Below are 26,211 nucleotides of genomic sequence, written 5' to 3'. Positions count from 1 at the left end.
CCCGCCCGCCGCCCGGCCGTCACGCGTGGCAGGCCACCGGCACGCCCCCGTTCATCGCCGCCATGTCGCCGAAGACCGCCGCCGGGTCCAGTGGAGAGCCCTCCGGCAGCCCGTCCAGCTCCGCGTACGCCCGGTGCAGGTTCGCCACCAGGCGCTCGCTCTCCCGCCACGCCGCGAACTCCCCGAGATCCGCCTGCCGGGCCGTCTCCAGCGGGGTGGCCCCCTTGGCGTGCCCCTCGCCGGCCAGCTCGGCGACCCAGCGCAGGTAGCGCTCCGTGGCGTCGTACGCCGACGGGTCGGTGACCCGGCCGTGGCCCGGCACGACCGTCGGGGCGTCCAGCGAACGGAGCAGGTCCAGGGCGCGCAGCGAGCCGGCGAGCGAACCCATCGGCAGGAACGGCGTCCCACCGTGGAAGACCAGGTCCCCGGTGAAGACGATGCCGTGCCCGGGAAGGTGCACGATCGAGTCGCCCGTGGTGTGGGCGGGCCCCGGGTGCAGCACCCGCACCTCCGTCTCGCCGACGTGCAGCGTCAGCCGCTCGCTGTACGTGAGGGACGGCGGCGCCACCTCGATGTGCCCGAAGTCGGTCTGCGGCCAGAGCAGGTGCAGCTGGCGGCCGGCGGCCAGCTGCTCGGACCGGCAGTTCTCGTGCGCCACGATCCGCGCCTCGGGCAGGAACACCCCGTTGCCGTAGGTGTGATCACCGTGGTGGTGGGTGGAGACGACGGTCCGCGGCAGCGGCAGGCCCTCGGCGAGCACCGCCTCGCGCAGCAGCCGCGCGCGCCGCTCCGTGGCCGCCGTGTCCACCAGCAGCGTCTCGCCGCCGCTGCCGAGGAACCCGGCGTTGTTCAGGCACCAGCCGCCGTCGGGCTGGACGAAGGCGTGCACGGACGGGGCGAGCGTGACGACGTACGGATCGGTGGCAGGCAAGAAGATCCCCCCGGAAGGAAACTGACGCATGGTCGGACGACAGGGGCAGCCTGCCAGTCGGATCCGTCCGGGGGGAAGTTCGGCCGTCGCTGGGCGCGGACGGTGTCAGTGGTCGTCCCAGTGCCCGTCGTGTGCCGCGTGGCGGTGCCCGTCGTGGACGTAGTCCTGGTGGTCGCCGTGGGTGACCGCCGGGTGCCCGCAGCCGGGTCCGTGCTCGTGCGCGTGCCCGTCGTGCGCCACGTGCCCCTCCCGCTCGCACTCGTCCCAGTGTCCGGCGTGCTCGCGGTGCAGGTGTCCGTCGTGGGCGTAGTCGACATGGCCCTCGTGCTCGATGGCCGGGTGCCCGCAGGCCGGCCCGTGGGCGTGCTCGTGCGTGGGGTGCTCGGGATGGAGAGCGGTCATGGTGTCGCCTCGGTGATGAGGGGGTGGGTGACCGCTCCAGGCTAGTCCGTGATGCCCGTATGATCCCCTTTTCGGCTCCGGAGTGGCGCGGTGTCCCCCCTCGTCGTCCGCACCCCGGTCCGGCCGACGCGCCGCCCGGCCGCCGCCCCCGGCCGGGGGACCCCGGCTTGCGGGTGGCCGGGGCCGCGTCGATCGTTCGGGGTATGAAGGCGATCAGCTACAGCCGGTACGGCGGACCCGAGGTGCTGGAGTACGGCGAGCGGCCCGACCCGAAGGTCGGACCGGACGCGGTGCTGGTCAAGGTGCGCGCCGCCGCCGTCAACCCGGTCGACTGGAAGGCCCAGGCCGGCTACCTGGACGGCATGATCGACGCGGTCTTCCCCGTCGTCCCCGGCTGGGACGTCTCGGGCGTCGTCGTCCAGCCCGGCGTGTCCGTCACCGAGTTCGCCGTCGGCGACGAGGTCATGGGCTACGTCCGGGAGGACTTCCTCGCGCGCGGCACCTTCGCCGAGTACGTCGCCGCCCCCGTCCGCACCCTCGCCCGCAAGCCGCGCACCGTCGGCTTCGAGGAGGCGGCCGCACTGCCGCTCGTCGGACTCACCGCCTACCAGTCGCTCCACCATGCCCTGGCGGTGCGCTCGGGCGAGACCGTCCTGGTGCACGCGGCGGCCGGCGGGGTCGGCTCCCTGGCCGTCCAGATCGCCCGGCACCTCGGCTGCCGCGTCCTCGGCGCGGCCCGCGAGGCGGGCCAGGACCGCGTCCGTGAGCTGGGCGCCGAGCCGGTGCTGTACGACGAGCGGACCTTCACCGAGCAGATCCGCGCCCTCGCCCCGGACGGCGTGGACGCCGCGCTCGACACCATCGGGGGTCCCTTCCTCAAGCTGACCCCGGACGTCCTCGCGCCGGAGGGCCGCCTCGCATCGATCGCCGACGGCGAGGTGCTGGCCCTCGGCGGCCGGTACTTCTGGGTCCGCCCCGACCCCGAGGACCTCGCCGCCCTCGCCGAGCTCGTCGACGAGGGCGTCCTGACGGTACGGGTGGCCCGCAGCTTCCCCCTGGAGGAGGCGGCCGACGCCCAGCGCGCCAACATGGAGGGCGGCCTGAACGGCAAGGTCGTCGTCACGGTCGCCTGGCCGGACTGAGACCACGGTCGCGCCTTCCCGGGCGGCGGAGCCTCAGGACGCCGGGAGCCCGCAAGATCGGCAAGACACGCCTAGAGCACCACGGCCACGGCGAACACCGCCAGCGCCGCCGTGCACGTCGTCGCGAGCAGCGCCGCGCGGTGCGAGAGCGCCCGCGGGGCCGGGGCGTCCAGGTGCTGGATCCGCCGGTGGGCCACCGCCAGGAAGGCCACCCAGACCAGCGCCACCCCTGCCGCTCCGGCCAGCCCGGCGGCGGTGATCTCGTCGTGGATGGCCGCCTTCGCCGCGAGTACCGCCACGATCGTGCAGGTCAGCGTCGTGCGTCGCCACGCCAGCCGGGTCCGCTCGGGCTGCAGTCCGGGATCGCGGCCCGCGGTCACCGTCCGGCCCAGCCGAAGAGGACGACCACCACCATGGCCAGCGCCACGACGGCCACCGCCAGGCTCAGCAGGGTCGGGAAGCGCGACACCGGTAGGTCCTCGCCGCGGCGCATGGCGCGCTCGCAGCGCACCCAGTGGTTCACCGCCCGCAGGGCGCACAGCACGCCCGCCGCGAGCAGTGCCAGCGCGAGCCCGACCCGCACCCCCCAGCGCAGGTCCGGGAGGAACTGGTCGACCGCGAAGCCGCCGCCGACGAGCGCCAGAGCCGTCCGGATCCAGGCGAGGAAGGTGCGTTCGTTGGCGAGGGAGAACCGGTAGTCCGGAGTCTCCCCCTCCTCGCTGATCCGCTGCGGGGCGAACCACAGCCGCAGGCTCTGTACGAAGTCGCTCACGCGGGCACTTTATAGGCCCGGTCCGCCGGTCGCCCGGTACGCGAGCAGCCGCTCCCACGCCGCCCTGCCGTCCGGGACCCATTCCCAGCTGCCCAGCCTGCGCGTCAGTTCCTCCTCCGGCAGGAAGGCGTGCCAGGCGACCTCCTCGATCTGCGGACGCACCGGCAGCGTGCACCGCACCTGGTACACGGCCGACCACCACTTCCCGGCGACGCCCTCGGAGTCGTGCAGGAAACGGAACAGCGGCTCGGGGCGGGGGAGTCCGGACACGCCGAGTTCCTCCTCCGCCTCACGCAGCGCCGCCTCGTCGTAGGACTCGCCGGCGCCGACGACACCGCCCACGAACATGTCGTACAGGGACGGGTAGACGAGCTTCGTCGGAGTGCGGCGGTGCACGAAGATCCGGTCCTCGGCGTCGCGCACCAGGATGAACGCGCAGCGGTGGATCAGACCCCGCGCGTAGGCCTCTCCACGCGGGGCCCGGCCGATGACCCGGTCGTCCTCGTCGACGACGTCGATGATTTCGTCAGTGGCGCTCATACGGTCATCCAAGCAGCTCCACGGACGCCCCGGCCCGGCCTACCGGCCCATGACGTACTGCACCGTCGGACCGGTCGTCCAGCCGCCGTCCACGGCCAGTTCGGCGCCCGTCACGTACGACGCCGCGTCCGACAGGAGGAAGACGACCGCGCCCGCGATCTCGGGGGCCTCGCCGACCCGGCCCATCGGGGTGTTCGGGTACTTGCCCGCGCCCCGCTCGATCCCCACGGAGGCCGTCATCGGCGTGTACGTCATGCCCGGGTGGACCGAGTTGACGCGGATCCCGGCCGTGCCGAGCTCCACCGCGCCGATCTTCGTCAGACCGCGCACCCCCCACTTCGAGGCGCCGTAGCCCGCGGTCAGCGCCAGGCCCATCAGGCCGGCCGCCGACGAGATGTTGACGATCGAGCCGCCGCCGGCCTTCCTCATCGCCGGGATCGCGGCCTTCATGCCGATGAAGACGCCGGTCAGGTTGATGTCGAGGACCTTGCGGAAGTGCTCGACGGACTCGGTCTCCAGGAAGGCGCCGGTCGATATGCCGGCGTTGTTCACCAGCCCGTGCAGCCCGCCGAACTCCGCGACCGCGAAGGCGACGGCGTCGGCCCACCCCTCCTCCGAGGTCACGTCGTGACGGCGGAAGCGCGCCCGGTCGCCGAGCGCGGCCGCGGTCGCCTCGCCCTCCTCGTCCAGGACGTCGGTGAGGACGACGTTCGCGCCGGCGGCGACCGCCTGGCGGGCGGCCTCGGCGCCCAGTCCGCGGGCGCCGCCGGTGATGAGGACGGTCTTGCCGGTGAGGTCGTTCATGGGGTCCCTTCAGGACGTGGAACGGGGTCGGCGCCGCCCGGGGGCGGCGCGGCGGAGAGGAGCGCCGTGGTGGTCGCGGCGAGGTCGGCCAGGAACAGGGCCTCGCCGGTGAGGGGTTCGGAGCCGTCGAGGTACTGCCGGGCGCGGTCGGCCATCGCCGCGCCGACGACGGTGAGCGCCAGGTCCAGGCGCTCCAGGCGCAGGGGCTCGGGCAGAGCGGCCAGACAGCCCTCGACGCGTTCGATCAGGCGCCAGTAGCCGGTGCCGGCGAGCGTGGGATGGGGGGGGCGGCTGCGTACCCCGCTCTCGTGGCTGAGCTGCGCGGAGATCCGCAGGCAGCGCCGGCCGCGGTCGGTGCGCAGCTCGCTCGCCTCGGCGGTGACCAGTGCGGTGATCAGGGCGTTCAGCTCGTCGGGGGCCGCCGCGAGCAGGGGAGCGAGCACCTGCTCCGTGCGCAGCTGGCGTCCCGCCATCACCGCGTCGAGCAGCCCGCCCCGCGAGCCGAAGTGGTACTGCACCGCGGAGGGATTGCCCTGTCCGGCCCGGGTGACGATGTCGCGCAGCTGGGCGCCGTCGACGCCCTGGGCGGAGAAGACCTCCTCCGCCGCGCGGATCAGCTTCTCCCGGGTCTCCGGTCCCGATGTCCTGGCCATACCCTCATATTAATGCTCGACATTAGGAAACGGGAGGGGCCCGGGCGGTTGACTGGATACATTCGTGTATCCAAGATTCGGTCCATGTCGTACGACGCTGATGTGATCGTCATCGGAGCCGGGCTCGCCGGGCTCGTCGCCACCGCCGAGCTGGTCGACGCCGGGCGGAGCGTGATCCTCCTCGACCAGGAACCCGAGCAGTCGCTCGGCGGCCAGGCGCACTGGTCCTTCGGCGGCCTCTTCCTCGTCGACTCGCCCGAGCAACGCCGGATGCGGATCAAGGACAGCCCCGAGCTGGCCCTCCAGGACTGGCACGGATCGGCCGGCTTCGACCGCGCCGAGGACCACTGGCCGCGCCGGTGGGCCGAGGCGTACGTCGACTTCGCGGCGGGCGAGAAGCGCAGCTGGCTCCACAGCCGCGGCGTGCGCTTCTTCCCGGTGGTCGGCTGGGCCGAGCGCGGCGGTTACGACGCGAACGGGCACGGCAACTCGGTGCCCCGCTTCCACATCACCTGGGGGACCGGACCGGGCCTCGTCGCCCCCTTCGAACGCCGCGTCCGCGAGGGGGTCGCCGCCGGCCGCGTCCAGCTCCGCTTCCGGCACCGGGTCACCGGCCTCGGCCGGACCGCCGGGGCGGTGGACACCGTCAGCGGCGAGATCCTGGAACCGTCGGACGCCGAGCGGGGCACCGCGAGCAGCCGAGAGGTCACCGGGTCCTTCGCCTACCGCGCCCAGGCCGTGATCGTCACCTCGGGCGGCATCGGCGGCAACCATGACCTCGTGCGCAAGCAGTGGCCCGAGCGGCTCGGCACGCCCCCGGCGAAACTGCTGTCCGGCGTACCCGCCCACGTCGACGGACTGATGCTGGGGATCGCGGAGGACGCCGGCGCGCACCACATCAACCGCGACCGGATGTGGCACTACACCGAGGGCATCGAGAACTGGAACCCGATCTGGGCCCGGCACGGCATCCGCATCCTGCCCGGCCCCTCCTCGCTCTGGCTCGACGCGCGCGGCCGGCGCCTGCCCGTGCCGCTCTTCCCCGGCTTCGACACCCTCGGCACGCTCGAACACATCATGCGCACCGGCCACGACCACACCTGGTTCGTGCTCGACCAGCGGATCATCGGCAAGGAGTTCGCGCTCTCGGGCTCGGAGCAGAACCCCGACCTGACCGGCAAGTCGATCCGCGACGTCATCGGGCGTGCCCGGGCCGACGTGCCCGGCCCGGTGAAGGCCTTCATGGACAACGGCGTGGACTTCGTGGTGGAACGCGACCTCGGGGCCCTGGTCCGCGGGATGAACGCGCTGACCGACGAGCCCCTGATCGACGAGGCCGAGCTGCGGCGCGAGATCACCGCACGGGACCGCGAGATCGCCAACCCCTTCACCAAGGACCTCCAGGTCACGGCCATCCGGGGCGCCCGCGCGTATCTGGGCGACAAGCTGATCCGTACGGCCGCTCCGCACCGGATCCTGGACCCCGAGGCGGGTCCGCTGATCGCCGTACGGCTGAACATCCTCACCCGCAAGTCGCTCGGCGGCCTGGAGACGGACCTCTCCTCGCGGGTGCTCACCGAGAGCGGCGAGCCGCTCCCGGGGGTGTACGCGGCGGGTGAGGCGGCCGGATTCGGCGGAGGCGGCGTCCACGGATACCGCTCCCTGGAGGGCACGTTCCTCGGCGGCTGCATCTTCTCCGGGCGCGCGGCGGGCCGGGCGGCCGCCGAGGCGGTGGGCTGACGGCCGGGCTACCCTTCGGGCAGCGGCTGCCGGGCGTTCCCGCCCGGGGGCCGTGCCGTTCGGGAGGGGAGCGACTCAGACGAGCCGCTCCACCACCCGGAAGCGCTCCGCGACGAGCAGCGTCGCGTCGTCGACGGTGAACCCGGGGTCGCCCAGGCCCTCCCGCATCTCGTCCGAGTGCCAGAAGCGTTCGTGCGCCTCCCGCCAGGCCGCGACCGAGGTGTACCCCTCGCCCTCGTCGACCGCGTGCCGCAGGTCGACCTCGCCGAGCGGCAGCACCCGTACCTCCGTCACCTCCACGACCGCGACCTCGCGGCCGTCGGAGTCGACGAGGGCCGAGCGCTCGCCCACCTCGGGGAGTTCCTCGTCCTCCACCGCCCACTCGGCGAGCAGCCCGGTCGTGGAGACCTTCTCGCCGGAGAGCACCGCGGCGACCAGGCGGTCGCGCAGCGGACCGGGGAAGGCGAGCAGGAAGGGCTTGAGCGCGTGAGGGCCGGTCATGGCCGACAGTCTGTCAGCCATGACCGGCCCCAGGGGGATCCCGGCCGATCCCGCCGTGCCCGGCCCGATCGACGGGACCCCCCTGGCCGCCCGTTCACCGTGCGGGTCGCCCCACCCGGGCCGGCGGTCGGGTCACAACACCAGCGACAGCAGCAGGACGAAGACGATGCCGAAGACCGAGATGATCGTCTCCATCACCGACCAGGTCTTCACCGTCTGGCCGACGTCCATCCCGAAGTACTCCTTGACCAGCCAGAAGCCCGCGTCGTTGACATGGCTGAAGAAGAGCGAACCCGCTCCGATCGCGAGGACGAGCAGGGCGGTCTCGCTGGTGCCCATGCCCTCGGCGAGCGGGGCCACCAGACCGGCGGCCGAGATCGTCGCCACCGTCGCCGAACCGGTCGCGAGGCGTATCGCCACCGCGATCAGCCAGGCGAGCAGCAGCGCCGGGATCGACCAGTTCTTGGAGAACTCCAGGATCATCTGGCCCACGCCGGCGTCGATGAGGGTCTGCTTGAAGCCGCCGCCCGCGCCGACGATCATCAGGACACCCGCGATCGGGGCGAGGGACTTGTCGACGGTCGTGGAGAGCCGCTGCTTGCTGAAGCCGGCCGCGCGGCCCAGCGTGAACAGACCCACGATGACGGCCGTGAGCAGCGCGATCAGCGGCGAGCCCATGACGTCGGTGACCCTCTGCAGGCCGTTGTCCGGGTCGCCCACGACGATGTCGACCAGTGCCTTCACCAGCATCAGGACGACCGGCAGCAGCACGGTCGCGACCGTCGCGGCGAAGCCGGGGCGCTTCTCCAGCTCCTCCGAGGGCCGGGTCGGGATCATGTTCTCGGGAGCCGGGATGTCCACCCAACGGGCGGCGTACCGGGAGAAGACGGGACCGGCGATGATCACGGTCGGGATCGCGACGACGACGCCGAGCGCGAGCGTGACGCCGAGGTTCGCCCCGAGCGCGTCGATGGCGACCAGCGGACCGGGGTGCGGCGGGATCAGACCGTGCATCACGGACAGCCCGGCGAGGGCCGGGATGCCGATGCGCATGAGCGAGAAGTCGCCGCGCTTGGCGACGAGCAGGACGACGGGGATCAGCAGCACGATGCCGACCTCGAAGAAGAGCGGCAGACCGATCACGGAGGCGATCAGGACCATCGCCCACGGCATGGACCGGCGGCTCGCCTTCGCCAGGATCGTGTCGACGATCTGGTCCGCGCCGCCGGAGTCGGCGAGCAGCTTGCCGAGGATGGCGCCGAGGGCGATCAGCACGCCCACGCTGGCGACGGTCTTGCCGAGGCCGGCGGTGAAGGAGTCGATCGTCGCCGCGAGAGGAGCGCCGGCGAACACGCCCAGGGCCAGCGACCCGATGGTCAGGGCGAGGAAGGCGTGCAGCTTGAACCTGGTGATGAGCAGGACGATGACGGCGATGCCCGCGAGCACGGCGATGCCGAGCTGGGCGTTGCCGGCCGAGGTGATGGGCTCGACGGCGTCCGCTGCCAGCACCTCGACGCTGAGACTGGTCACGGTTGTTCCTTGGAGGAGGGGGACAGGAGGGGGACGGGAGTGCGGCGGTCCGGGACGGCGGCCGCGTGTCCCGACGGACCGGCGGGAGGGGTGACGGACCTCAGCCGGCGAGCCGGCGCAGGGCGGCGACGGCCCGTGCGGTGATCTCCGCGGGGGAGCCGGACACGTCGACGGAGACACCGGCCTCGTCGTCCTGCAGCGGCTGCAGGGTGGCGAACTGCGAGTCGAGCAGCGCGGTGGGCATGAAGTGGCCCGTGCGGGCACCCATCCGCCGCTCGATCAGCGCCCGGTCGCCGGTCAGATGGAGGAAGACGACACCCGGGGCGGCGGCGCGCAGCCGGTCCCGGTAGATCCGCTTCAGGGCGGAGCTGCTCACCACACCGCCGAGCCCGGCCCGGTCGTGCGCCCACGCGCCGATCGCGTCCAGCCAGGGGCCGCGGTCGGTGTCGTCCAGCGGCACGCCGGCCGACATCTTGGCCACGTTCGCCGCCGGGTGGAAGTCGTCGCCCTCGGCATAGGGGATGCCGAGCGCCTCGGCGACCAGCGGACCGATGGTGGTCTTGCCGGTGCCGGCGACGCCCATCACGACGACGACCTGAGGGGTCGTCCGGGGAGTGGTGCTCATGGGGTGTGCCTCGCTGTCTACTTCGACAGATGTCCGTCGCCGCTCATGAAACCCATTGAGTACGACGTATTCAAGAGCGTGTGACATAAAAGTCATACCTTTAGTCCCGGCTTCCGGACCCGCATAGGCTGAGCCCATGACGACACCGGCCCAGGGGCTCCATCCGCACGTCCTCGCCGCCCTGGGTCTCGCGATCACCGCGGGGGAGTACCCGCCCGGCAGCGTGCTGCGCAGCGACGAGCTCGCCCAGCGCTTCGACGTCTCGCGCACCGTGGTGCGTGAGGTGGTGCGGGTCCTCGAGTCGATGCACCTGGTCGAGTCCCGGCGCCGGGTCGGTGTGATCGTGCTGCCGACCGAGCGGTGGAACGTCTACGACCCGCAGGTCATCCGCTGGCGCCTGGTCGGCGCGGACCGCCCCCGCCAGCTGCGCTCCCTCACCGTCCTGCGCTCGGCGGTCGAACCCGTCGCGGCCGGGCTCGCCGCCCTCCACGCCACTCCCGAGCAGTGCCGCGAACTGACCGAGCAGGCACTCGGCATGGTCGCCACCTCGCGCGGCCGGCAGCTGGAGGCGTACCTGGTCCACGACGTCGCCTTTCACCGGGTCGTCCTGAACGCCTCCGGGAACGAGATGTTCGCCCGGCTCGGCGACGTGGTCGCCGAGGTGCTCACCGGCCGCACCCGCCACCAGGTGATGTTCGAGGACCCCGACCCGGCGGCCGTCACCCTCCACGTCCAGGTCGCCGAGGCGGTACGGGGGAAGGACGCGGTCCGCGCGGAGGAGCTCACCCGGCAGATCGCCGTCGGCGCCCTCCGGGAGCTGGACGTCCTCGCGCCGTAGACCGGCCAGGCTGCCGGCGGGTGCGGCACCGGCGGGGTCCCCGGCGCACCCCCGGGTTCCGGCAGGTCACGCCCCTCCCGGCGCGAAATCGGCGCACAACGCCCGTACCTCCTCGCGCAAGCTCAGAAGTAGCTCAAATAAGGGCGTTCAGTGACATTGGCCACTGCCGACGACCCCACCCAGCCGTGACGATGTGCGCTGGCCGCGTCGGGGACACCCCCCCCACGCGTGGCCGGGTACCGCACCTCCCCCTCACGAAGGCGAACAACTCCATGAGTGACCGCATGTCCCCTGCGGCCGACACGCTGTCCGCCACGCCACCGGCGTCCGCGACTCCCGCCTCCCCCCACGTCGACGCGGGCGACGCCGGCTACCGCAAGGACCTGAAGTCCCGCCACATCAACATGATCGCCATCGGCGGCGCGATCGGCACCGGCCTGTTCCTCGGCGCCGGCGGCCGCATGGCCAACGCGGGCCCGTCGCTCTTCATCGCCTACGCGGTCTGCGGCGTCTTCGCCTTCTTCGTGGTCCGGGCCCTCGGCGAACTGGTCCTCTACCGCCCCTCCTCCGGCGCCTTCGTCTCCTACGCCCGTGAGTTCATGGGCGAGAAGGGCGCCTACACGGCCGGCTGGCTCTACTTCCTCAACTGGTCGACCACCGCCATCGCCGACATCACGGCCGCCGCCACGTACGCCCACTTCTGGGCGATGTTCAGCGACGTCCCGCAGTGGATCCTCGCCCTGGTGGCCCTCGCCGTCGTCCTCGCCGCCAACCTGATCTCGGTGAAGTACTTCGGCGAGATGGAGTTCTGGTTCGCGATCGTCAAGGTGGGCGCCCTGGTCGCCTTCATGCTGATCGGCATCTTCCTCGTCGCCACCCAGCACGAGATCGGCGGCCACACGCCGGGCCTGGCCACCATCACCGACAACGGCGGCATCTTCCCCAGCGGCGTGATGCCCATGCTGCTCCTCGTCCAGGGCGTCGTCTTCGCCTACGCGTCCGTCGAGCTCTGCGGCGTCGCCGCCGGCGAGACCGAGCACCCCGAGAAGATCATGCCGAAGGCGATCAACTCGATCATGTGGCGCGTGGGCCTGTTCTACGTCGGCTCCGTCGTCCTGCTGGCGCTGCTCCTGCCGTACACCGCGTACTCCGGCGACCAGAGCCCCTTCGTCACCGTCTTCGAGAAGCTCGGCATCCCCGGCGGCGCCGGGGTCATGAACCTGGTCGTCCTCACGGCCGCCCTGTCCAGCCTCAACTCGGGCCTGTACTCCACCGGCCGCATCCTGCGCTCCATGTCGCTGTCCGGCTCCGCGCCGAAGTTCACCGGCGTCATGAACAAGGGCGGCGTCCCCTACGGCGGCATCCTGCTCACGGCCGGCTTCGGCGTCCTCGGCGTCGTCCTCAACTTCGTGATGCCCGGCGACGCCTTCGAACTGGTGCTGAACTTCGCCTCCGTCGGCATCCTCGGCACCTGGGCCATGATCATGGTCTGCTCGCTGCTCTTCCACCGCCGCTCCAGGGAGGGCCGGGTCACCCGCCCCTCGTACCACCTGCCCTGGGCCCCGTACACCCAGATCGTCACGCTCGGCTTCCTCGCCTCCGTCCTCGTCCTGATGTGGATGGACGGCGGCATCGGCCGCACCACCGTCGCCTGCCTGCCGCTCATCGCGGCGCTGCTCGTCGGTGGCTGGTTCCTCGTCCGCAAGCGGGTCCGCTCCACCGCGGTCACGCTCGAGGACTGACACCCACCCGGTACGTCTCCCCACGTACATCCCCCACGGGTGAGGAAGACCCCCGCAGGTGCGACCTGCGGGGGTCTCGCCCTTCGTCAGGGGATAGTGGTAGCCAAGAGCCTTACCGAGGAAGGGAAGTGCACGATGGCGCAGCAGGTCCAGGGAGTCGTCGCCCCCGGCAGGAACGAGTCCGTACGGGTGGAGACGATCGTCGTCCCCGATCCCGGACCAGGTGAGGCCGTGGTGAAGATCCAGGCGTGCGGGGTCTGTCACACCGACCTGCACTACAAGCAGGGCGGCATCAACGACGACTTCCCCTTCCTCCTCGGTCACGAGGCCGCCGGTGTCGTCGAGTCCGTCGGCGCCGGCGTCACCGACGTGGCCCCCGGCGACTTCGTCGTCCTCAACTGGCGAGCCGTGTGCGGCACCTGCCGGGCCTGCCTGCGCGGCCGCCCCTGGTACTGCTTCGCCACCCACAACGCCCAGCAGAGGATGACCCTGCTCGACGGCACGGCACTCTCCCCGGCCCTCGGCATCGGCGCCTTCGCCGAGAAGACCCTGGTGGCCGCCGGCCAGTGCACCAAGGTCGACCCCGCGGTGGCACCCGAGGTCGCCGGCCTGCTCGGCTGCGGCGTCATGGCCGGCATCGGCGCGGCGATCAACACCGGCAACGTCGGCCGCGGCGACACGGTCGCCGTCATCGGCTGCGGCGGCGTCGGCGACGCGGCGGTCGTCGGGGCCCGCCTCGCCGGAGCGGCCAGGATTATCGCCGTCGACATCGACGACCGCAAGCTGGCGAAGGCGAGGGAGATGGGCGCGACCGACACCGTCAACTCCCGCTCCACCGACGCCGTCGAGGCGATCCGCGAGCTGACCGGAGGCTTCGGCGCCGACGTCGTCATCGAGGCCGTCGGCCGCCCCGAGACCTACCGGCAGGCGTTCTACGCCCGCGACCTCGCCGGCACCGTCGTCCTCGTCGGCGTCCCCACCCCCGAGATGAAGCTCGAACTCCCACTCCTCGACGTCTTCGGCCGCGGCGGCTCCCTGAAGTCCTCCTGGTACGGCGACTGCCTGCCCTCCCGCGACTTCCCGATGCTCATCGACCTGCACCAGCAGGGCCGCATCGACCTCGGCGCCTTCGTCACCGAGACCATCGGCCTCGGCGACGTCGAGAAGGCGTTCGCCCGGATGCACGAGGGCGACGTCCTGCGCTCGGTGGTGATCCTCTGATGGCCACCCGCATCGACCACCTGGTCACCTCCGGCACCTTCTCCCTCGACGGCGGCACCTGGGACGTCGACAACAACGTCTGGATCGTCGGCGACGACACCGAGGCGATCGTCATCGACGCCGCCCACGACGCCTCCGCGATCCTCGCCGCCCTCGACGGCCGCACGCTCCGCGCGATCGTCTGCACCCACGCGCACAACGACCACATCGACGCGGCCCCGGCCCTCGCCGCCGCCACCGGCGCCCGGATCCTGCTGCACCCCGACGACCAGCCGCTCTGGAAGCAGACCCACCCCGACCACAGCCCCGACGGCGACCTCGTCGACGGTCAGGTCCTGACCATCGCCGGCACCGACCTCCAGGTCCTGCACACCCCCGGCCACGCCCCCGGCGCGGTCTGCCTGTACGCCCCCGACCTGGGCACCGTCTTCACCGGCGACACCCTCTTCCAGGGCGGTCCCGGCGCGACGGGCCGGTCCTTCTCCCACTTCCCGACCATCGTCGAGTCCATCCGCGAGCGGCTGCTCACCCTCCCGCCCGAGACGGTCGTACGGACCGGACACGGCGAGTCGACCACGATCGGCGCCGAGGCGCCCGCGCTCGACGAGTGGATCAGCCGAGGCCACTGAGCCTCAGCCGGCTCTCGAACCTCCTCGGCACACCCGTGAGCGGGTCGGTGAACTCCAGTGTCCGCGCCAGCAGTTGCAGCGGCCGCGTGTAGTCCTCCGGCCCGTCCGGGTGCACCACGGGATAGATCGGATCGTGGAGGATCGGCACCCCCAGCGCGTTCATGTGCACCCGCAGCTGGTGGGTGCGCCCGGTGGCCGGCAGCAGCCGGTACCGGGCGAGCCCGCCGCGGTGCTCGACCAGCTCGATCCGGCTCTCGCTGTTCGGCTCGCCCGGCTCCTCCCGGGCGGCCAGCACCCCGCGCTCCTTGACGATCCGGCTGCGCACCGTCACCGGCAGCGCGAGCCCCGGCAGGTACGGCGCCACCGCCTCGTACTCCTTGACCACCGACCGGTCCCGGAACAGCGTCTGGTACGCGCCCCGGTCCCCGGGGCGCACGACGAAGAGCACCAGCCCCGCCGTGAGCCGGTCGAGCCGGTGCGCCGGCTGGAGCGCCGGCAGACCCAGATCCCGCCGCAGCCGTGCGAGCGCCGTCTCGGTCACGTGCCGGCCCCGCGGCATCGTGGCCAGGAAGTGCGGCTTGTCCACGACCACGAGCCGCTCGTCGCGGTGCACCACCCCGATCTCGAAGGGCACCCGCTCCTCCGCGGGGAAGTCCCGGTGGAACCACAGGCACCGGCCCGCCTCGTACACCTCGTCACCGGTGACCGGCCCGTCCACCCCCACGAAGCGGCCGTCGCGCAGCATCTCGTCGACCCGCCCGACCCCGATCGCGCCCCCGAACCGCGCCCGGAGATGATCCCCGACCGTCGGCCACGCCCCCTCGGGATCCTCGGGCAGCCGCACCCGCGCCGGATCGATCCCGTCCCGCTGCGGCAGCGGGGCGGCGGGGGTCCTCGTTCTGCGTCTCACCGTCCCACGGTAACGACCCGCACGACGCGCCCTACGACGGCCGTGCCCTCACGCACTCCACCGAACGCCGTAGAGCGGGCCCGGCTTCGCCCCACAAGGCGTCGCGCGTCACGGGACGGGCACACTCCCGCTGACGCAAAGGGGTACCGGATGGAACCACTCGCCGCGGGCGCGGTCGCCGCGCTCATCGCCCGCTACGCCGAACACCTCGCCGCGGGCCCGCCCGACCCCGACGTCACCGAACGCCTCGGCGGCCTGTGGGACGCCGTCGCCGCGCGCTTCCGGGGCGACCCGGTGGCGGAAGGCGCCCTGCGGCGGCTGCGTGACCAGCCCGAGAACACCAACCGGCGCTGCGCCGTCGAGGACCACGTCCAGGAGTTGGCGGACGACGACCCGGAGTTCGGTGCCGCCCTCGCCCGGCTGCTGGAGCGGGCCGGCCGCCCCGCGTCCACGTACCGGCCGCGCATCCCGGCGGCCCGGCCCTCGATCGAGAACGGCTGACCGGGCCCGTCGGCCCACGGAACGCGCGCCTCACGCCGAAGTGCCCGTCGAGATCAACTCGACGGGCACTTCGTGTGGTGTCCGAGGGGGGACTTGAACCCCCACGCCCGATAAAGGGCACTAGCACCTCAAGCTAGCGCGTCTGCCATTCCGCCACCCGGACAAGGTGTCTGTCCTCCCGGCCCGCTGGGCCGTTCCGACGTGGAAAACCATAGCAAACATTCGGGGTGGTCGATCACCACCCCCTTCCCGGGCCGCCCCGGGCCCAAACCGCGGGTCGTGTGACAGCCGCATGTCGGCCGGCTGCCGCCCTTGGGCCCGGAGGGCCGGGCGCGGGAGGATGGGGGAGTACCACCGGCAATCACGTGGGGCACGTAGTGGGAGGAAGCAGCGTGAGCGAGTCGAACACGGCGGCACGGAGGATCTCGGGCGAGGACGAGGTCGTCGACCTCTGTCGCGACCTCATCCGCATCGACACCAGCAACTACGGCGACCACTCCGGCCCCGGCGAGCGGCTGGCGGCGGAGTACGTCGCCGAGAAGCTCGCGGAGGTCGGACTCGAGCCGAAGATCATCGAATCGCACAAGGGGCGCGCCTCGACCGTCGCCCGCATCGAGGGCGAGGACCCCTCGCGGCCGGCCCTGCTCATCCACGGCCACACCGACGTCGTCCCGGCGAACGCCGAGGACTGGACGCACCACCCCTTCTCCGGCGAGGTCGCCGACGGCTGCGTCTGGGGCCGGGGCGCGGTCGACATGAAGGACATGGACGCGATGACCCTGGCGGTCGTGCGCGACCGGATGCGCAGCGGCCGCAAGCCCCCGCGGGACATCGTCCTCGCCTTCCTCGCGGACGAGGAGGCGGGCGGCACGTACGGCGCCCGGCACCTCGTGGACCACCACCGGGACCTCTTCGACGGCGTCACCGAGGCCATCGGCGAGGTCGGCGGCTTCTCCTTCACGGTCAACGAGAACCTGCGGCTCTACCTGGTCGAGACGGCCCAGAAGGGCATGCACTGGATGCGGCTGACCGTCGAGGGCACCGCCGGCCACGGTTCGATGACCAACAACGACAACGCCATCACCGAGCTGTGCGAGGCGGTCGGCCGGCTGGGCCGGCACCAGTGGCCGGTGCGGATGACCAAGACCGTCCGGTCCTTCCTGGACGAGCTCTCCGACGCGCTCGGCACCCCGCTGGACCCGGAGGACATGGAGGCCACGCTCGCCAAGCTCGGCGGCATCGCCAAGATGATCGGCGCCACGCTGCGCAACTCCGCGGCCCCGACCATGCTCGGCGCCGGCTACAAGGTCAACGTGATCCCCGGCCAGGCCACCGCCCACGTCGACGGGCGGTTCCTGCCCGGCTACGAGGAGGAGTTCCTCGCCGACCTCGACCGGATCCTGGGCCCGCGGGTCAAGCGGGAGGACGTGCACGGGGACAAGGCCCTGGAGACCGGCTTCGACGGCGACCTCGTCGACGCCATGCAGCTCGCCCTGAGGGCCGAGGACCCGATCGCCCGCGCCGTGCCGTACATGCTCTCCGGCGGCACCGACGCCAAGTCCTTCGACGACCTCGGCATCCGCTGCTTCGGCTTCGCCCCGCTGAAGCTGCCGCCGGAGCTGGACTTCGCCGGGATGTTCCACGGCGTCGACGAGCGGGTGCCGGTCGACGGTCTCCGGTTCGGCGTCCGGGTGCTCGACCGGTTCATCGACGCCTCCTGAGCCCACTCTTTCCGGCTATTCGCCCGCGCGTGCGCATGTGACCGGAAAGAGTGAATGCACGCATGGGCTCGTAGCCCGCCCATCTCCCCCTCGTTACAGGTGATGCGGTCCGAGGTTGGGATCGCATTTGCCAACAAGGAGGAATAATGATCAAGAAGGTCGTCGCTGCTGCGGCTGCCACGGGCGGTCTCGTTCTCGCGGGTGCGGGCATGGCCGTTGCCGACTCGGGTGCCCAGGGTGCCGCCATCGGTTCCCCCGGCGTGCTCTCGGGCAACGTCGTCCAGGTGCCGGTTCACATCCCGGTGAACGTGTGCGGCAACACGGTCTCCGTGATCGGGCTGCTGAACCCCGCCTTCGGCAACACCTGCGTCAACGCCTGACGTTGTGCCTCGACCCCTGGGGGTCTGAGCCAGGCCGGCCCTGGAGTGCGTGCCATGCACTCCGGGGCCGGTGGCCATTTCCGCCCCGGGCCGTGCGGCCCGGAGGCTCCTTCTGCGGTGCAGAAGGCAGAAGCCGAGAAGCAGGGAACAAGCTATGCGACAGGTCACGCGCAAGGGTCTGATCACCGTTGCGGCAGCCGGAGGCGTCATCGCCCTCGGTGGTGGATACGCCCAAGCCTCCGCGGGTGCGGGCGGCGCGGCCACGAACTCGCCGGGCGTCGCGTCCGGCAACTCCGTCCAGGTCCCGGTGCACGCGCCGGTCAACGTGTGCGGGAACACGGTCAACGTGGTCGGGTTGCTGAACCCGGCGGCGGGCAACAAGTGCGCCAACGTCTCCAAGCGCGGCGGCGGCGCCTCGGCCGGGGGCCACGCGAGTCACTCGCCGGGCGTCGCGTCCGGCAACTCCGTCCAGGTGCCGATCGACATCCCGGTGAACCTCTGCGGGAACAGCGTCACGGGTATCGGCGGTCTCAACCCGGCGATGGGCAACGACTGCGCCACCGGCATCGAGCCGACGCACCCGGGGCACCCCGGTAACCCGGGCAACCCCGGTAACCCGGGCAACCCCGGAAACCCGGGCAACCCCGGTAACCCGGGCAACCCCGGAAACCCGGGCAATCCGGGGAATCCCGGTACGCCTGGCAACCCGGGTACGCCTGGCAACCCGGGTACCCCGGGCAACCCCGGTACGCCCGGCAACCCCGGAGAGCCGGGCACGCCGACCGGACCGAACACGCCCGGTACGAACGTCCTCACCCCGCCGCAGGGCGCCGAGGAGCTCGCCCAGACCGGCGCCGCACCGCTCGGGATGACCATCCCCGCCGGCGCGGGTCTGCTGCTGGCCGGCTCCGTGCTCTACCGCCGCGCCCGCCGGTCCGCCTAGGTCCTCTCGGGCGACCCGAGGAGACCCGGGTCCTCTCGGGCGACCCGAGGAACGCGCAGGGGCCCCGCACGGCGGGGCCCCTTGTCATGTCACCAGGTGGCGCGGACCTGACGGATGATGCGCCGCCGAAGCCGCACCCTGCGGCTCCCGTCCCGGTGCAGGGTCAACCGGTCCAACTCCCAGTGCTGGTACTCGGCATGATCGGTGAGGAGCCGCGTCGCCTCCTTGCGGGAGACGCCCCGCGGCACGTACAGGTCGACAAATTCGTATTCCGGCATCGCATCTATTGTGCGGGCACGGGCCCCGTACGGATAGCGTCTGTCCCATGTCTGATGCTGCGCAGCCCACCGCTGCCGAGGTACGTGCCGCCGCCGAGGCGGTCAAAGCCGCACTGGACCGTCACCTCGAGGCGGTCGAACGCCGCACGGGGGACGACGACCCGGCCGTCTACGAAGCCTTCAACGCCCTCGCCGCGGCGGCGGAGGCGTACGACGAGCGGCTCTACGACCGGTACGACGAGGTCACCCCCTTCGAGATCCCCGGCGCCGACGACTCCCTGCCGCCGTACGCCGGGCCCGAGGAACCGCACGCGCTGAGCGTGCTCATCCGCCGTGACTACGCGGTGGTGGAGCCGAAGCGGCTGCTCGCCCAGGCGCAGCGCATCGCCGACCTGGAGAACGAGGACGGCTCGGAGGTACCCGCCGCCGTCGGCGCCAGCGCCCACGCGGCGCTCGGTGTGCTGTTCGGAGAGTACGAACCGGACGAAATCGCCTCGCGGCACAAGGAATTCGGTCTCGAGGAGGGCGACTCCACCCTCTGGGTGTCGGCCACCGACGAGCTGCCCGAGCCGGGGGAGTGGCTCGGCGCGCCCTTCGAGCAGGCCGACCCCGAGCGGATCGTCTGCCGGTTCGACGTGAGCGCCGTCTTCGACGACGAGTCGGACGAGGACCCGGAGGACCGGGAGCCGTGACCGAGGCCGGCCGCACCGCGGCCGGTGGCACGACGGAGGAGGGCGGGGCGGCCTGGCGGCGGCCCCGCCCTCCTCCGTCTCCTCGGGCCCCCGGGCCCCTCAGTCCTCCGGGGTCGCCAGCAGTGCTTCCAGGAGGGGGCGCAGCCGGGTCGTACGGTCGGGGGTGACGCCCTCCGCCACCGCCCGGGGCAGCGCCTGGTCCACGCCGTGGACGACCGACAGATGGCGCTCGGCGCGACCGAACGCGGTGTAGACCCAGGCGCGGCTCAGCCCGCCCGCGGCGTCGCCCGGCAGCACCACCACGGCGGCCGGCCAGCGCATCCCGGCCGCCTGGTGCGCGGTGAGCGCCCAGCCGTGCCGCAGCGTCCGCTCCACCCGCTCCTTCGGTACGACGACCTTCGCGTCCTCGCACTCCAGGTGCAGCCCCTCGGCGTCCGCCGAGACGACCGTCCCCGTGACCGTCCTGCCGGGCGCGGGCGCGTAGGCCACCGCGTCGCCCGGGTCGTAGCCGCCGAACCGGCCGGGGCCGGGGTTGAGCCGCTGCTTCAGCGCCGTGTTGAGCGCCCGCGTACCCGCCGAACCGCCGTGGCCCACCGTGATCACCCGGGTCTGCCCGGCCGGCACGCCGAGGGCTCGCGGAATGGAGTCGGCGACCAGCTGCACCGTGCGGTGGACGGCCTCGCCGGCGTCCCTGACCGGCACGATCACGACCTCCTTGCCGGGGGCCTCCACCTGGTTCAGCTCGCCGATGCCGATGCCGGAGACCAGCTCGCCGAGCGGGCCGGGGTCGGGCGTCCGGGACGCGATCTGCGGGCACACCCGGGCCGCCAGGAGATCGCCGAAGACCCGGCCCGCGCCCGCCGAACCCAGCACGCCGGGGTCGCCCCCGAGCACCAGCCGGCAGCCGTCGGGCAGGGACTCGACCAGCATCGCGGCGTCCTCGACGTCGAGCTGCGGCGCGTCCAGCACCACCAGCAGGTCCAGGGCGAGCGCGCCGTCCTCGTCCCGTCCCGGCCCGTCCGCCCCCGACAGCAGGGTGGCGACGGTGGTCGCGGCCGTGTCCAGGCGGCCGCGGCCGTTCTCGCTGTGGACCGCGACCGCGACGCGCAGACCCCGCTCGCGCGCGCCCTCGGCGAGCGCGACCGGCTCGCTGCGGGCCGCCTCGCCGCCGGTGTGCAGCACCAGGCCGTGCGCCCCTGCGGCGCGGACCAGCTCGGGGCCGTCCCACACCTCGGGCGTCACCGTCTTGACCAGCCGGGCCAGGCCGTCGGCCAGGCTCTCCTCGGCGAGGGCGTACCGGTCGAGGCCGAGCAGCACGGGCAGCTCCGGGGCCGGCTCGGCCGCCGGCGCGGCCTGCTCCGCCGCGTCGTCGGCGTCGGCGTCGTCGCCGCCGTCGAACCCGTCCGCGGCCGGCTCCTCCTCCTGGAAGACGAGCACCGTGGCCTCGGACACCGCCTGCCGGACGGCCTCGTCCGGGTCCGGCACCGACAGCTTGGCCAGCCCCGCCCGCACGTCCCCGATCTCCAGGGCGGTGTGCCCCTTGAGCGCGGCCCGTTCCAGCAGCCAGCCCACCAGCGCCGCCCCGCGGCGCGGATCGCCCGGCCCGCACGCGTCGCCGAGCAGCGCGCGGGCGAAACCGTCCGCCTGCTCGGGCTGCACACCCGGGACCGAGAGCAGCTGCCAGGGATCCTCGCCCAGCACCTGGGCGGCGCCCTCGCCCAACAGCGGCGCGACCGGCTCCGCCAGCGACTCGGGAGCCCCGCCGCGGGCGAGGATCTCCCGCACCGCCGCCACGGTCCCGGGCGCGGCCGACAGCACCTCGGCCGCGGGCCGCACGAGGGGCGCGGGCGCCGGCTCCGGGGCGGCCCGCCGGGGCGCGGGGGCCGGCGTCTCGAAGAGGTCGGTGTCCGTCTTCGTCCCGCTCTCCACGGCCCGTACGGCGGCCAGCAGGTCGGCCGCCTTGCCGCTGAGCTTGGCACCGGCGTCGACGGGGCCCTCCTTGTCGGCCTTGCGCTGCTCGATCCTGGCCCGCAGCTCGCGCTGCGCGGCCAGTTCCGCCTGCGCCTCGGACACCTCAGCCGCCGTTCCGGCACCGTCCGCCGTGCCGCCCTCGCCGCCGGCCGCGTCGCCCGCTTCCGCCGCCTCGGGATCCGCGTCCTCGGAGCCGTCGCCGTCCGCCGCCTCCGGGGCCGCGTCCTCCGTGCCGTCCTCGTCCGGCCCCTCCGCGTCGTCGGGGACGTCGGCGGCCGGTGCGGCGCTCTCCGGCGCCGAGTCCTCCGCGGCCGATCCCACGACCGCCTCGTCGTGCTCGGCCTCGGGAGTGGTCTCGCGGGAAGGCTCGGTCACAAGGTGCTCCAGTCCTGGTCCGGGTAGCGGTGCACGGGCGCCGACACGTCGTCGAGAGCCCGACAGATCTCGTCAGGAAGACTAAGGCTCTCCACTGACAGAGCGGCCGCGAGCTGCTGCGCGTTGCGCGCGCCGACGATGGGCGCGGTCACCCCCGGCCGGTCGCGCACCCACGCGAGGGCGACCTGCAGCGGTGTGACCGCCAGGCCGTCCGCCGCCGTCGCGACCGCGTCCACGATCCGGCTCGCCGCGTCGTCGAGGTACGGCTCCACGAACGGCGACATCGTCTCCGAGCCGCCCCGCGAGTCCGAGGGCGTGCCGTGCCGGTACTTGCCCGTCAGCACGCCGCGGCCGAGGGGTGAGGAGGGCAGCAGGCCTATGCCCAGATCGAGCGCGGCCGGCAGCACCTCGCGCTCGACGCCCCGCTGCAGCAGCGAGTACTCCATCTGCGTCGCCGCGAGGCGGGTCCGTACGCCGGCCGCCGAGCCGAGCTGCCAGGTCCCGGCCTTCGCCAGCTGCCACCCGCAGAAGTTCGACACCCCCACGTACCGCGCCCGCCCGCTGCTCACGGCGATGTCCAGTGCCTGGAGGGACTCCTCCAGCGGCGTGTGGGGATCGAACGCGTGCAGCTGCCACAGGTCGACGTGGTCGGTGCCCAGCCGCGCCAGGGAGGCGTCCAGCGCGGCCAGCAGATGTCCCCGGGAGCCGTCCATCCGCCGGTCCGGGTCGGGCACGCTGCCCGCCTTCGTCGACACGACCAGGTCCCGCCGCGGCACCAGCCGCTCCATGAGCTGCCCGAGCAGGTATTCGGCCTCGCCGCCGCCGTAGACGTCCGCCGTGTCCACGAGCGTGCCGCCGGCGTCCCAGAACGCCTTCAACTGGTCGGCCGCGTCGTGCTCGTCGGTGTCCCGGCCCCAGGTGAGGGTGCCGAGCCCGAGCCGGGACACGCGCAGGCCGGTACGTCCGAGATGCCTCTGCTCCATGGGCGCGAGATTACTGGCCACGGCCCCACGCGGAGAGACCCTGTGGACAAGCTCCTCCTGACGGATGCCGCGCCCGCGCGCTAGAGTCCCGCGCAAGGGACGTTACTGATCAGTAAAGAGGGTGCGGATATGCGGCTCGGCATCAACCTCGGCTACTGGGGCGCCGGTATGGACGGCGACAACCTCGCCGTCGCCCAGGAGGCGGACCGCCTCGGATACGACGTGTGCTGGGCGGCCGAGGCCTACGGCTCCGACGCGCCCACCGTGCTCTCCTGGGTGGCCGCCAAGACCGAACGGATCGACGTCGGCTCCGCGATCATGCAGATCCCCGCGCGCCAGCCGGCCATGACGGCGATGACCGCGGCCACCCTCGACTCGCTCTCCGGGGGCCGCTTCCGCCTGGGCCTCGGCGTGTCCGGACCGCAGGTGTCCGAGGGTTGGTACGGCGTCAAGTTCGACAAGCCGCTCGCCCGCACCCGCGAGTACGTCGAGATCGTCCGCAAGGCCATGTCCCGCGAGCGGCTCACCTACGAGGGCGCCCACTGGACGCTCCCGCTGCCGGACGGCCCCGGCAAGCCCATCAAGCTCACCGTCCACCCGGAGCGCGAGCACATCCCGCTCTACATCGCCGCGATCGGCCCCAAGAACCTGGAGCAGACCGGCGAGATCGCCGACGGCGCCCTGCTGATCTTCCCCTCCGCCGAGCACCTGGAGGAGACCGCGCTGCGCCACCTGCGCGCGGGCCGCGAGAAGGCGGGACTGACGATGGACGGCTTCGACGTCCACCCGACCCTGCCGCTGGCCCTCGGCGACGACATCGACGCCCTGGCGGACATCTTCCGCCCGTACACCGCCCTGTACGTCGGCGGCATGGGCAGCCGCAAGCAGAACTTCTACAACCAGCTCGCCCAGCGGATGGGGTACGAGAAGGAGGCCGCCGAGATCCAGGACAAGTACCTGGCCGGCGACAAGACCGGTGCCGCCGCCGCCGTACCGCGGCAGCTGATCGACCAGACCACCCTGCTGGGCTCCGTCGAGCGGATCGCCGACCGCATGAAGGCCTACGCCGCGGCCGGTGTCAACACGCTGACCCTGGCCCCGGCCGGCTTCACCCTGGACGAGCGCCTCGCCGCCCTGCGCGCGGGCACGGAGGCCCTGGAGCGGGCGGGCCTGGCGTAGCGGGAGGAAGTCTGCGGCCGTGGTGGGGGCTCGGGGGTCTTCCCCGCCACGGCCGTCACGCTGAACAACGCTCCACCCCACCCCCCGGTTACGAGCGCGGGGCTCCTTCTTTCGGCCGAGTCGCCCGGCCCTCGTGTTGCCCACTCTCCCGCGGCGCATTTGACTCGATGTCTGCGGACGTGCGGTGTGCGGACGCCCGGATGGAGGTGGCAGCAATGCTCACGGCCAGGAGCCTTTTCCAGGAGATCATCGACAACGACGAGTCCTTCCGGCTCTTCTGTTCGATCGCCGCCAGCGGCGAGGCGCAGGGAGGCTGGGAGAACGCGCGTATCGCGGCGCTCGTCGCCCCCGGCATGCGGGACCTGACCCCCAAGATCACCCGGCACGGCGCCGACGAGGACAAGCACGGCCGGATCTTCAACGCGCTGATGAAGAAGCGCGGTCTGGAGCCCGTACCGGTCCCCCCGGAGACCGACTACACGATGCTCCTCGAACAGCGCGGGATCGGTCTCGCCCACGACAAGCTGCGCCGCGACCAACCGCTGAGCGAGGAGGACGTCGTCGTCTACCTCGCCCACAGCAGGGTCACGGAGCAGCGGGCGGCCGACCAGATGGACATGCTGGTCACGTACTTCGGGGACCACCCCGAGCTCGGCAGGGCCATCCACATGATCTGCAACGACGAGGACAACCACCTCGCCTACTGCCACGAGGAACTGCTGCGCCTCGCGCAGGCCGGCCACGGCCGCCTCATCCAGCGCACGCTGCGGGAGTCCGCCCTCGCCGAGATCCAGGTCTACCGCGACGTCAGCCTGGCCGTGATGAGCCACATGGGCCGCATCCTGGAGTGGCCGCGGGCCAAGGCGGCCGCGCTCACGGCCGGCATCCACGGCATGCACGCCTGGGAGCGGTTCGCCGGCTGGCACAAGATGGTCGACCTGAGGATGCCCGAGCGGCGCGACGCGCTCGGCGGGCCCGCCGTCCCCGCGCCGGCCTTCTGACCCCGCGGGACCAGCGCCGCGGCCAGGCCCTGTCCGGCCGGTCCTCGAAGATCGCCGGACCGGGCCTACATCCAGCCGCGGCGCTTGAACAGCCGGTACAGGCCCGTCACGATTCCGGCCATCAGCAGGACGACCGCCGGGTACGACCACTCCCAGCCCAGTTCGGGCATGTGCTCGAAGTTCATGCCGTAGATGCCCGCGACCATCGTGGGGACCGCGGCCATGGCCGCCCACGCCGAGATCTTCCGCATGTCGTCGTTCTGCCGCACGCCCATCTGCGCCAGATGCGCCGACAGCACGTCCGAGAGGAGCCGGTCCAGGCCCTCCACCTGCTCGTTGGCCCGGGTCAGGTGGTCGACGACGTCCCGGAAGAAGGGCATCGAGTGCTCGTGCACGAAGGGCACCGACGCGGCCGCCAGCCGCTGCATCGGCACCGTCAGCGGGCTGCTCGCCCGGCGGAACTCGAGCACCTGGCGCTTGGCGGTGTAGATCCGCGCCGCCGTGTTGCCCGGCTTGCCGCCGACCGGCGCGAACACGTCGGCCTCCAGCTCCTCCAGGTCGACCTGGAGCTCGCCGGCCACGTCGATGTAGTGGTCCACCACGGCGTCGCTGATCGCGTACAGGACGGCCGTCGGCCCGTGCCGCAGCACCTCAGGTTCGGCCTCCAGCCGTTTGCGGACCGCCGCGAGCGGGGCTCCCTCGCCGTGCCGGACGGTGACCACGAACGAGTCGCCCAGGAACACCATCAGCTCGCCCGTGGAGACCCGGTCGCTCTTCGGCTCGTACAGCACCGGTTTGAGGACGACGAAGAGCGAGTCCTCGTAGACCTCCAGCTTGGGCCGCTGATGGGCCTTCAGCGCGTCCTCGACGGCCAGGGGGTGCAGCGCGAACTCGGCCGCCACGTGATCGAACTCCGCCTCGGTGGGCTCGTAGAGGCCGACCCAGAGGAAGGCGTCGCCGCTCGCCCGTGCCTCCGCCAGCGCGTCGGACAGGTCGGCGGGGCCTTCGGCACGGGCACCGGCCTTGTAGAGGGCAGAGTCGACGATCATCCGGTCATTGTTCCCCGCTCCGCCGCTTCTCGCACCCGTCCTCCCGTCCCGGCTCCGGCCCGGCGCGCGAGCCCGGGTCGGGTGCCCCGTCCGGTGCCCCGGCCCCGGCGAGCGGCCGCGCAGGAAGCCGCCGCCCCACGCGCGCGGGCGTGGCCCTA

General features: G+C 72.7%; 28 protein-coding genes and 1 tRNA gene. 13 read left to right on the top strand and 16 right to left on the bottom strand.

The window, feature by feature from the left end; genetic code table 11:
* Nucleotides 1-19: 19 nt before the first annotated feature.
* Both EAO71_RS09165 and EAO71_RS09160 read right to left on the bottom strand, forming a co-directional pair.
* Nucleotides 20-931: an MBL fold metallo-hydrolase gene (locus EAO71_RS09165; protein WP_147977269.1), complete on the bottom strand. Its 912-nt coding sequence runs from the start codon at nt 929-931 to the stop codon at nt 20-22.
* A gap of 105 nt (nt 932-1,036) precedes the next feature.
* Entirely contained in the window at nt 1,037-1,333 is a 297-nt protein-coding gene (locus EAO71_RS09160) for a hypothetical protein (RefSeq protein ID WP_147977268.1), read from the bottom strand.
* A gap of 203 nt (nt 1,334-1,536) precedes the next feature.
* Between EAO71_RS09160 and EAO71_RS09155 the strand changes: the two genes are divergently transcribed.
* Nucleotides 1,537-2,475, top strand: a complete 939-nt coding sequence (locus tag EAO71_RS09155) for an NADP-dependent oxidoreductase (RefSeq protein ID WP_147977267.1) — start codon at nt 1,537-1,539, stop codon at nt 2,473-2,475.
* A gap of 71 nt (nt 2,476-2,546) precedes the next feature.
* Here the strand turns inward: EAO71_RS09155 and EAO71_RS09150 are convergent, their stop codons facing one another.
* The 5 genes from EAO71_RS09150 to EAO71_RS09130 are packed head-to-tail and all read right to left on the bottom strand — an operon-like array spanning nt 2,547 to nt 5,244.
* A complete protein-coding gene (locus EAO71_RS09150; RefSeq protein WP_261992066.1) occupies nt 2,547-2,855 on the bottom strand; it encodes a DUF202 domain-containing protein in 309 nt (102 codons plus the stop codon).
* The gene (locus EAO71_RS09145; RefSeq protein ID WP_147977266.1) at nt 2,852-3,247 is read right to left on the bottom strand and encodes a YidH family protein; all 396 of its coding nucleotides are present in this window, start codon (nt 3,245-3,247) and stop codon (nt 2,852-2,854) included. Before EAO71_RS09145 ends, EAO71_RS09150 begins: the two co-directional genes overlap by 4 nt.
* Nucleotides 3,248-3,256: 9 nt before the next feature.
* Nucleotides 3,257-3,787 carry an NUDIX hydrolase gene (locus tag EAO71_RS09140; RefSeq protein ID WP_147977265.1) on the bottom strand — a complete coding sequence of 177 codons (531 nt, stop codon included), beginning with the start codon at nt 3,785-3,787 and terminating at the stop codon, nt 3,257-3,259.
* A 39-nt stretch (nt 3,788-3,826) separates the two neighbouring features.
* Nucleotides 3,827-4,591 carry a glucose 1-dehydrogenase gene (locus EAO71_RS09135; protein WP_147977264.1) on the bottom strand — a complete coding sequence of 255 codons (765 nt, stop codon included), beginning with the start codon at nt 4,589-4,591 and terminating at the stop codon, nt 3,827-3,829.
* Complete coding sequence (locus EAO71_RS09130; protein WP_147977263.1) at nt 4,588-5,244, bottom strand: TetR/AcrR family transcriptional regulator; 657 nt, start codon at nt 5,242-5,244, stop codon at nt 4,588-4,590. The genes EAO71_RS09135 and EAO71_RS09130 overlap by 4 nt, the downstream gene beginning before the upstream one ends.
* Nucleotides 5,245-5,328: 84 nt before the next feature.
* Here EAO71_RS09130 and EAO71_RS09125 point away from each other — a divergent pair, with 84 nt between their 5' ends.
* A complete protein-coding gene (locus tag EAO71_RS09125; RefSeq protein WP_147977262.1) occupies nt 5,329-6,984 on the top strand; it encodes an FAD-binding dehydrogenase in 1,656 nt (551 codons plus the stop codon).
* 75 nt (nt 6,985-7,059) lie between these two features.
* On the opposite strand, the gene EAO71_RS09120 is transcribed toward EAO71_RS09125, so the two are convergent.
* The 3 genes from EAO71_RS09120 to EAO71_RS09110 form a co-directional block, all read right to left on the bottom strand.
* Nucleotides 7,060-7,485: an ASCH domain-containing protein gene (locus EAO71_RS09120; protein ID WP_147977261.1), complete on the bottom strand. Its 426-nt coding sequence runs from the start codon at nt 7,483-7,485 to the stop codon at nt 7,060-7,062.
* Nucleotides 7,486-7,617: 132 nt separating this feature from the next.
* Nucleotides 7,618-9,015: a GntP family permease gene (locus EAO71_RS09115; RefSeq protein ID WP_147977260.1), complete on the bottom strand. Its 1,398-nt coding sequence runs from the start codon at nt 9,013-9,015 to the stop codon at nt 7,618-7,620.
* Between the two features lie 100 nt (nt 9,016-9,115).
* The gene (locus EAO71_RS09110) at nt 9,116-9,640 is read right to left on the bottom strand and encodes a gluconokinase (RefSeq protein WP_147977259.1); all 525 of its coding nucleotides are present in this window, start codon (nt 9,638-9,640) and stop codon (nt 9,116-9,118) included.
* 136 nt (nt 9,641-9,776) lie between these two features.
* Between EAO71_RS09110 and EAO71_RS09105 the strand changes: the two genes are divergently transcribed.
* From EAO71_RS09105 to EAO71_RS09090, 4 genes are all read left to right on the top strand, one after another.
* Nucleotides 9,777-10,478 (top strand): FadR/GntR family transcriptional regulator, encoded by a 702-nt coding sequence (locus tag EAO71_RS09105; protein WP_147977258.1) that lies wholly within the window; start codon nt 9,777-9,779, stop codon nt 10,476-10,478.
* A gap of 272 nt (nt 10,479-10,750) precedes the next feature.
* Nucleotides 10,751-12,220, top strand: coding sequence for an amino acid permease (locus EAO71_RS09100; protein WP_147977257.1), 1,470 nt, complete (start codon nt 10,751-10,753; stop codon nt 12,218-12,220).
* A 135-nt stretch (nt 12,221-12,355) separates the two neighbouring features.
* Nucleotides 12,356-13,441, top strand: a complete 1,086-nt coding sequence (locus EAO71_RS09095; RefSeq protein WP_147977256.1) for an S-(hydroxymethyl)mycothiol dehydrogenase — start codon at nt 12,356-12,358, stop codon at nt 13,439-13,441.
* Nucleotides 13,441-14,070: an MBL fold metallo-hydrolase gene (locus EAO71_RS09090; RefSeq protein WP_147977255.1), complete on the top strand. Its 630-nt coding sequence runs from the start codon at nt 13,441-13,443 to the stop codon at nt 14,068-14,070. Before EAO71_RS09095 ends, EAO71_RS09090 begins: the two co-directional genes overlap by 1 nt.
* Here EAO71_RS09090 and EAO71_RS09085 read toward each other — a convergent pair.
* Complete coding sequence (locus tag EAO71_RS09085) at nt 14,054-14,980, bottom strand: RluA family pseudouridine synthase (protein WP_147977254.1); 927 nt, start codon at nt 14,978-14,980, stop codon at nt 14,054-14,056. The genes EAO71_RS09090 and EAO71_RS09085 overlap by 17 nt on opposite strands.
* A 150-nt stretch (nt 14,981-15,130) precedes the next feature.
* Between EAO71_RS09085 and EAO71_RS09080 the strand changes: the two genes are divergently transcribed.
* A complete protein-coding gene (locus tag EAO71_RS09080; protein WP_147977253.1) occupies nt 15,131-15,481 on the top strand; it encodes a hypothetical protein in 351 nt (116 codons plus the stop codon).
* A gap of 75 nt (nt 15,482-15,556) precedes the next feature.
* On the opposite strand, the gene EAO71_RS09075 is transcribed toward EAO71_RS09080, so the two are convergent.
* A tRNA-Leu gene (locus EAO71_RS09075) sits at nt 15,557-15,644 on the bottom strand.
* Between the two features lie 229 nt (nt 15,645-15,873).
* On the opposite strand from EAO71_RS09075, the gene EAO71_RS09070 reads away from it, so the two are divergent.
* The 3 genes from EAO71_RS09070 to EAO71_RS09060 all read left to right on the top strand — a co-directional run bounded on the left by EAO71_RS09070 (nt 15,874) and on the right by EAO71_RS09060 (nt 18,525).
* The gene (locus EAO71_RS09070) at nt 15,874-17,202 is read left to right on the top strand and encodes a M20/M25/M40 family metallo-hydrolase (RefSeq protein ID WP_147977252.1); all 1,329 of its coding nucleotides are present in this window, start codon (nt 15,874-15,876) and stop codon (nt 17,200-17,202) included.
* A 146-nt stretch (nt 17,203-17,348) separates the two neighbouring features.
* The gene (chpH, locus tag EAO71_RS09065) at nt 17,349-17,582 is read left to right on the top strand and encodes a chaplin ChpH (RefSeq protein ID WP_147977251.1); all 234 of its coding nucleotides are present in this window, start codon (nt 17,349-17,351) and stop codon (nt 17,580-17,582) included.
* Nucleotides 17,583-17,736: 154 nt separating this feature from the next.
* Complete coding sequence (locus EAO71_RS09060; protein ID WP_147977250.1) at nt 17,737-18,525, top strand: chaplin; 789 nt, start codon at nt 17,737-17,739, stop codon at nt 18,523-18,525.
* A gap of 89 nt (nt 18,526-18,614) precedes the next feature.
* Here the strand turns inward: EAO71_RS09060 and EAO71_RS09055 are convergent, their stop codons facing one another.
* Complete coding sequence (locus tag EAO71_RS09055) at nt 18,615-18,803, bottom strand: DUF5703 family protein (RefSeq protein WP_147977249.1); 189 nt, start codon at nt 18,801-18,803, stop codon at nt 18,615-18,617.
* A gap of 47 nt (nt 18,804-18,850) precedes the next feature.
* On the opposite strand from EAO71_RS09055, the gene EAO71_RS09050 reads away from it, so the two are divergent.
* On the top strand, nt 18,851-19,495 hold the full coding sequence (locus EAO71_RS09050) for a hypothetical protein (protein ID WP_147977248.1): 645 nt from the start codon (nt 18,851-18,853) through the stop codon (nt 19,493-19,495).
* Nucleotides 19,496-19,594: 99 nt separating this feature from the next.
* Here EAO71_RS09050 and EAO71_RS09045 read toward each other — a convergent pair whose 3' ends face one another.
* Nucleotides 19,595-21,841 (bottom strand): helix-hairpin-helix domain-containing protein, encoded by a 2,247-nt coding sequence (locus EAO71_RS09045; RefSeq protein ID WP_187282614.1) that lies wholly within the window; start codon nt 21,839-21,841, stop codon nt 19,595-19,597.
* Nucleotides 21,838-22,824 (bottom strand): aldo/keto reductase, encoded by a 987-nt coding sequence (locus EAO71_RS09040; RefSeq protein WP_147977246.1) that lies wholly within the window; start codon nt 22,822-22,824, stop codon nt 21,838-21,840. The genes EAO71_RS09045 and EAO71_RS09040 overlap by 4 nt, the downstream gene beginning before the upstream one ends.
* 129 nt (nt 22,825-22,953) lie before the next feature.
* Here EAO71_RS09040 and EAO71_RS09035 point away from each other — a divergent pair, with 129 nt between their 5' ends.
* On the top strand, nt 22,954-24,003 hold the full coding sequence (locus EAO71_RS09035; RefSeq protein ID WP_147977245.1) for an LLM class F420-dependent oxidoreductase: 1,050 nt from the start codon (nt 22,954-22,956) through the stop codon (nt 24,001-24,003).
* A gap of 215 nt (nt 24,004-24,218) precedes the next feature.
* Complete coding sequence (locus EAO71_RS09030; RefSeq protein ID WP_147977244.1) at nt 24,219-25,004, top strand: ferritin-like domain-containing protein; 786 nt, start codon at nt 24,219-24,221, stop codon at nt 25,002-25,004.
* A gap of 65 nt (nt 25,005-25,069) precedes the next feature.
* On the opposite strand, the gene corA is transcribed toward EAO71_RS09030, so the two are convergent.
* Entirely contained in the window at nt 25,070-26,053 is a 984-nt protein-coding gene (corA, locus tag EAO71_RS09025) for a magnesium/cobalt transporter CorA (protein ID WP_147977243.1), read from the bottom strand.
* Between the last annotated feature and the right edge of the window lie 158 nt (nt 26,054-26,211).

The organism is Streptomyces sp. MS191 (assembly GCF_008042125.1).
In the GTDB taxonomy this organism is placed as follows: Bacteria; Actinomycetota; Actinomycetes; order Streptomycetales; family Streptomycetaceae; genus Streptomyces.
Note: the sequence above shows the minus strand (reverse complement) of the source record. Positions and strands in the feature narration are given on the sequence as shown.

Coding starts and splice junctions, on each gene's coding strand:
- EAO71_RS09155 (WP_147977267.1), top strand. CDS start 1,537: ATGAAGGCGATCAGCTACAGCCGGTACGGCGGACCCGAGGTGCTGGAG.
- EAO71_RS09080 (WP_147977253.1), top strand. CDS start 15,131: ATGGAACCACTCGCCGCGGGCGCGGTCGCCGCGCTCATCGCCCGCTAC.
- corA (WP_147977243.1), bottom strand. CDS start 26,053: ATGATCGTCGACTCTGCCCTCTACAAGGCCGGTGCCCGTGCCGAAGGC.
- chpH (WP_147977251.1), top strand. CDS start 17,349: ATGATCAAGAAGGTCGTCGCTGCTGCGGCTGCCACGGGCGGTCTCGTT.
- EAO71_RS09095 (WP_147977256.1), top strand. CDS start 12,356: ATGGCGCAGCAGGTCCAGGGAGTCGTCGCCCCCGGCAGGAACGAGTCC.
- EAO71_RS09110 (WP_147977259.1), bottom strand. CDS start 9,640: ATGAGCACCACTCCCCGGACGACCCCTCAGGTCGTCGTCGTGATGGGC.
- EAO71_RS09035 (WP_147977245.1), top strand. CDS start 22,954: ATGCGGCTCGGCATCAACCTCGGCTACTGGGGCGCCGGTATGGACGGC.
- EAO71_RS09120 (WP_147977261.1), bottom strand. CDS start 7,485: ATGACCGGCCCTCACGCGCTCAAGCCCTTCCTGCTCGCCTTCCCCGGT.
- EAO71_RS09105 (WP_147977258.1), top strand. CDS start 9,777: ATGACGACACCGGCCCAGGGGCTCCATCCGCACGTCCTCGCCGCCCTG.
- EAO71_RS09160 (WP_147977268.1), bottom strand. CDS start 1,333: ATGACCGCTCTCCATCCCGAGCACCCCACGCACGAGCACGCCCACGGG.
- EAO71_RS09125 (WP_147977262.1), top strand. CDS start 5,329: ATGTCGTACGACGCTGATGTGATCGTCATCGGAGCCGGGCTCGCCGGG.
- EAO71_RS09140 (WP_147977265.1), bottom strand. CDS start 3,787: ATGAGCGCCACTGACGAAATCATCGACGTCGTCGACGAGGACGACCGG.
- EAO71_RS09030 (WP_147977244.1), top strand. CDS start 24,219: ATGCTCACGGCCAGGAGCCTTTTCCAGGAGATCATCGACAACGACGAG.
- EAO71_RS09055 (WP_147977249.1), bottom strand. CDS start 18,803: ATGCCGGAATACGAATTTGTCGACCTGTACGTGCCGCGGGGCGTCTCC.
- EAO71_RS09040 (WP_147977246.1), bottom strand. CDS start 22,824: ATGGAGCAGAGGCATCTCGGACGTACCGGCCTGCGCGTGTCCCGGCTC.
- EAO71_RS09135 (WP_147977264.1), bottom strand. CDS start 4,591: ATGAACGACCTCACCGGCAAGACCGTCCTCATCACCGGCGGCGCCCGC.
- EAO71_RS09100 (WP_147977257.1), top strand. CDS start 10,751: ATGAGTGACCGCATGTCCCCTGCGGCCGACACGCTGTCCGCCACGCCA.
- EAO71_RS09060 (WP_147977250.1), top strand. CDS start 17,737: ATGCGACAGGTCACGCGCAAGGGTCTGATCACCGTTGCGGCAGCCGGA.
- EAO71_RS09090 (WP_147977255.1), top strand. CDS start 13,441: ATGGCCACCCGCATCGACCACCTGGTCACCTCCGGCACCTTCTCCCTC.
- EAO71_RS09130 (WP_147977263.1), bottom strand. CDS start 5,244: ATGGCCAGGACATCGGGACCGGAGACCCGGGAGAAGCTGATCCGCGCG.
- EAO71_RS09050 (WP_147977248.1), top strand. CDS start 18,851: ATGTCTGATGCTGCGCAGCCCACCGCTGCCGAGGTACGTGCCGCCGCC.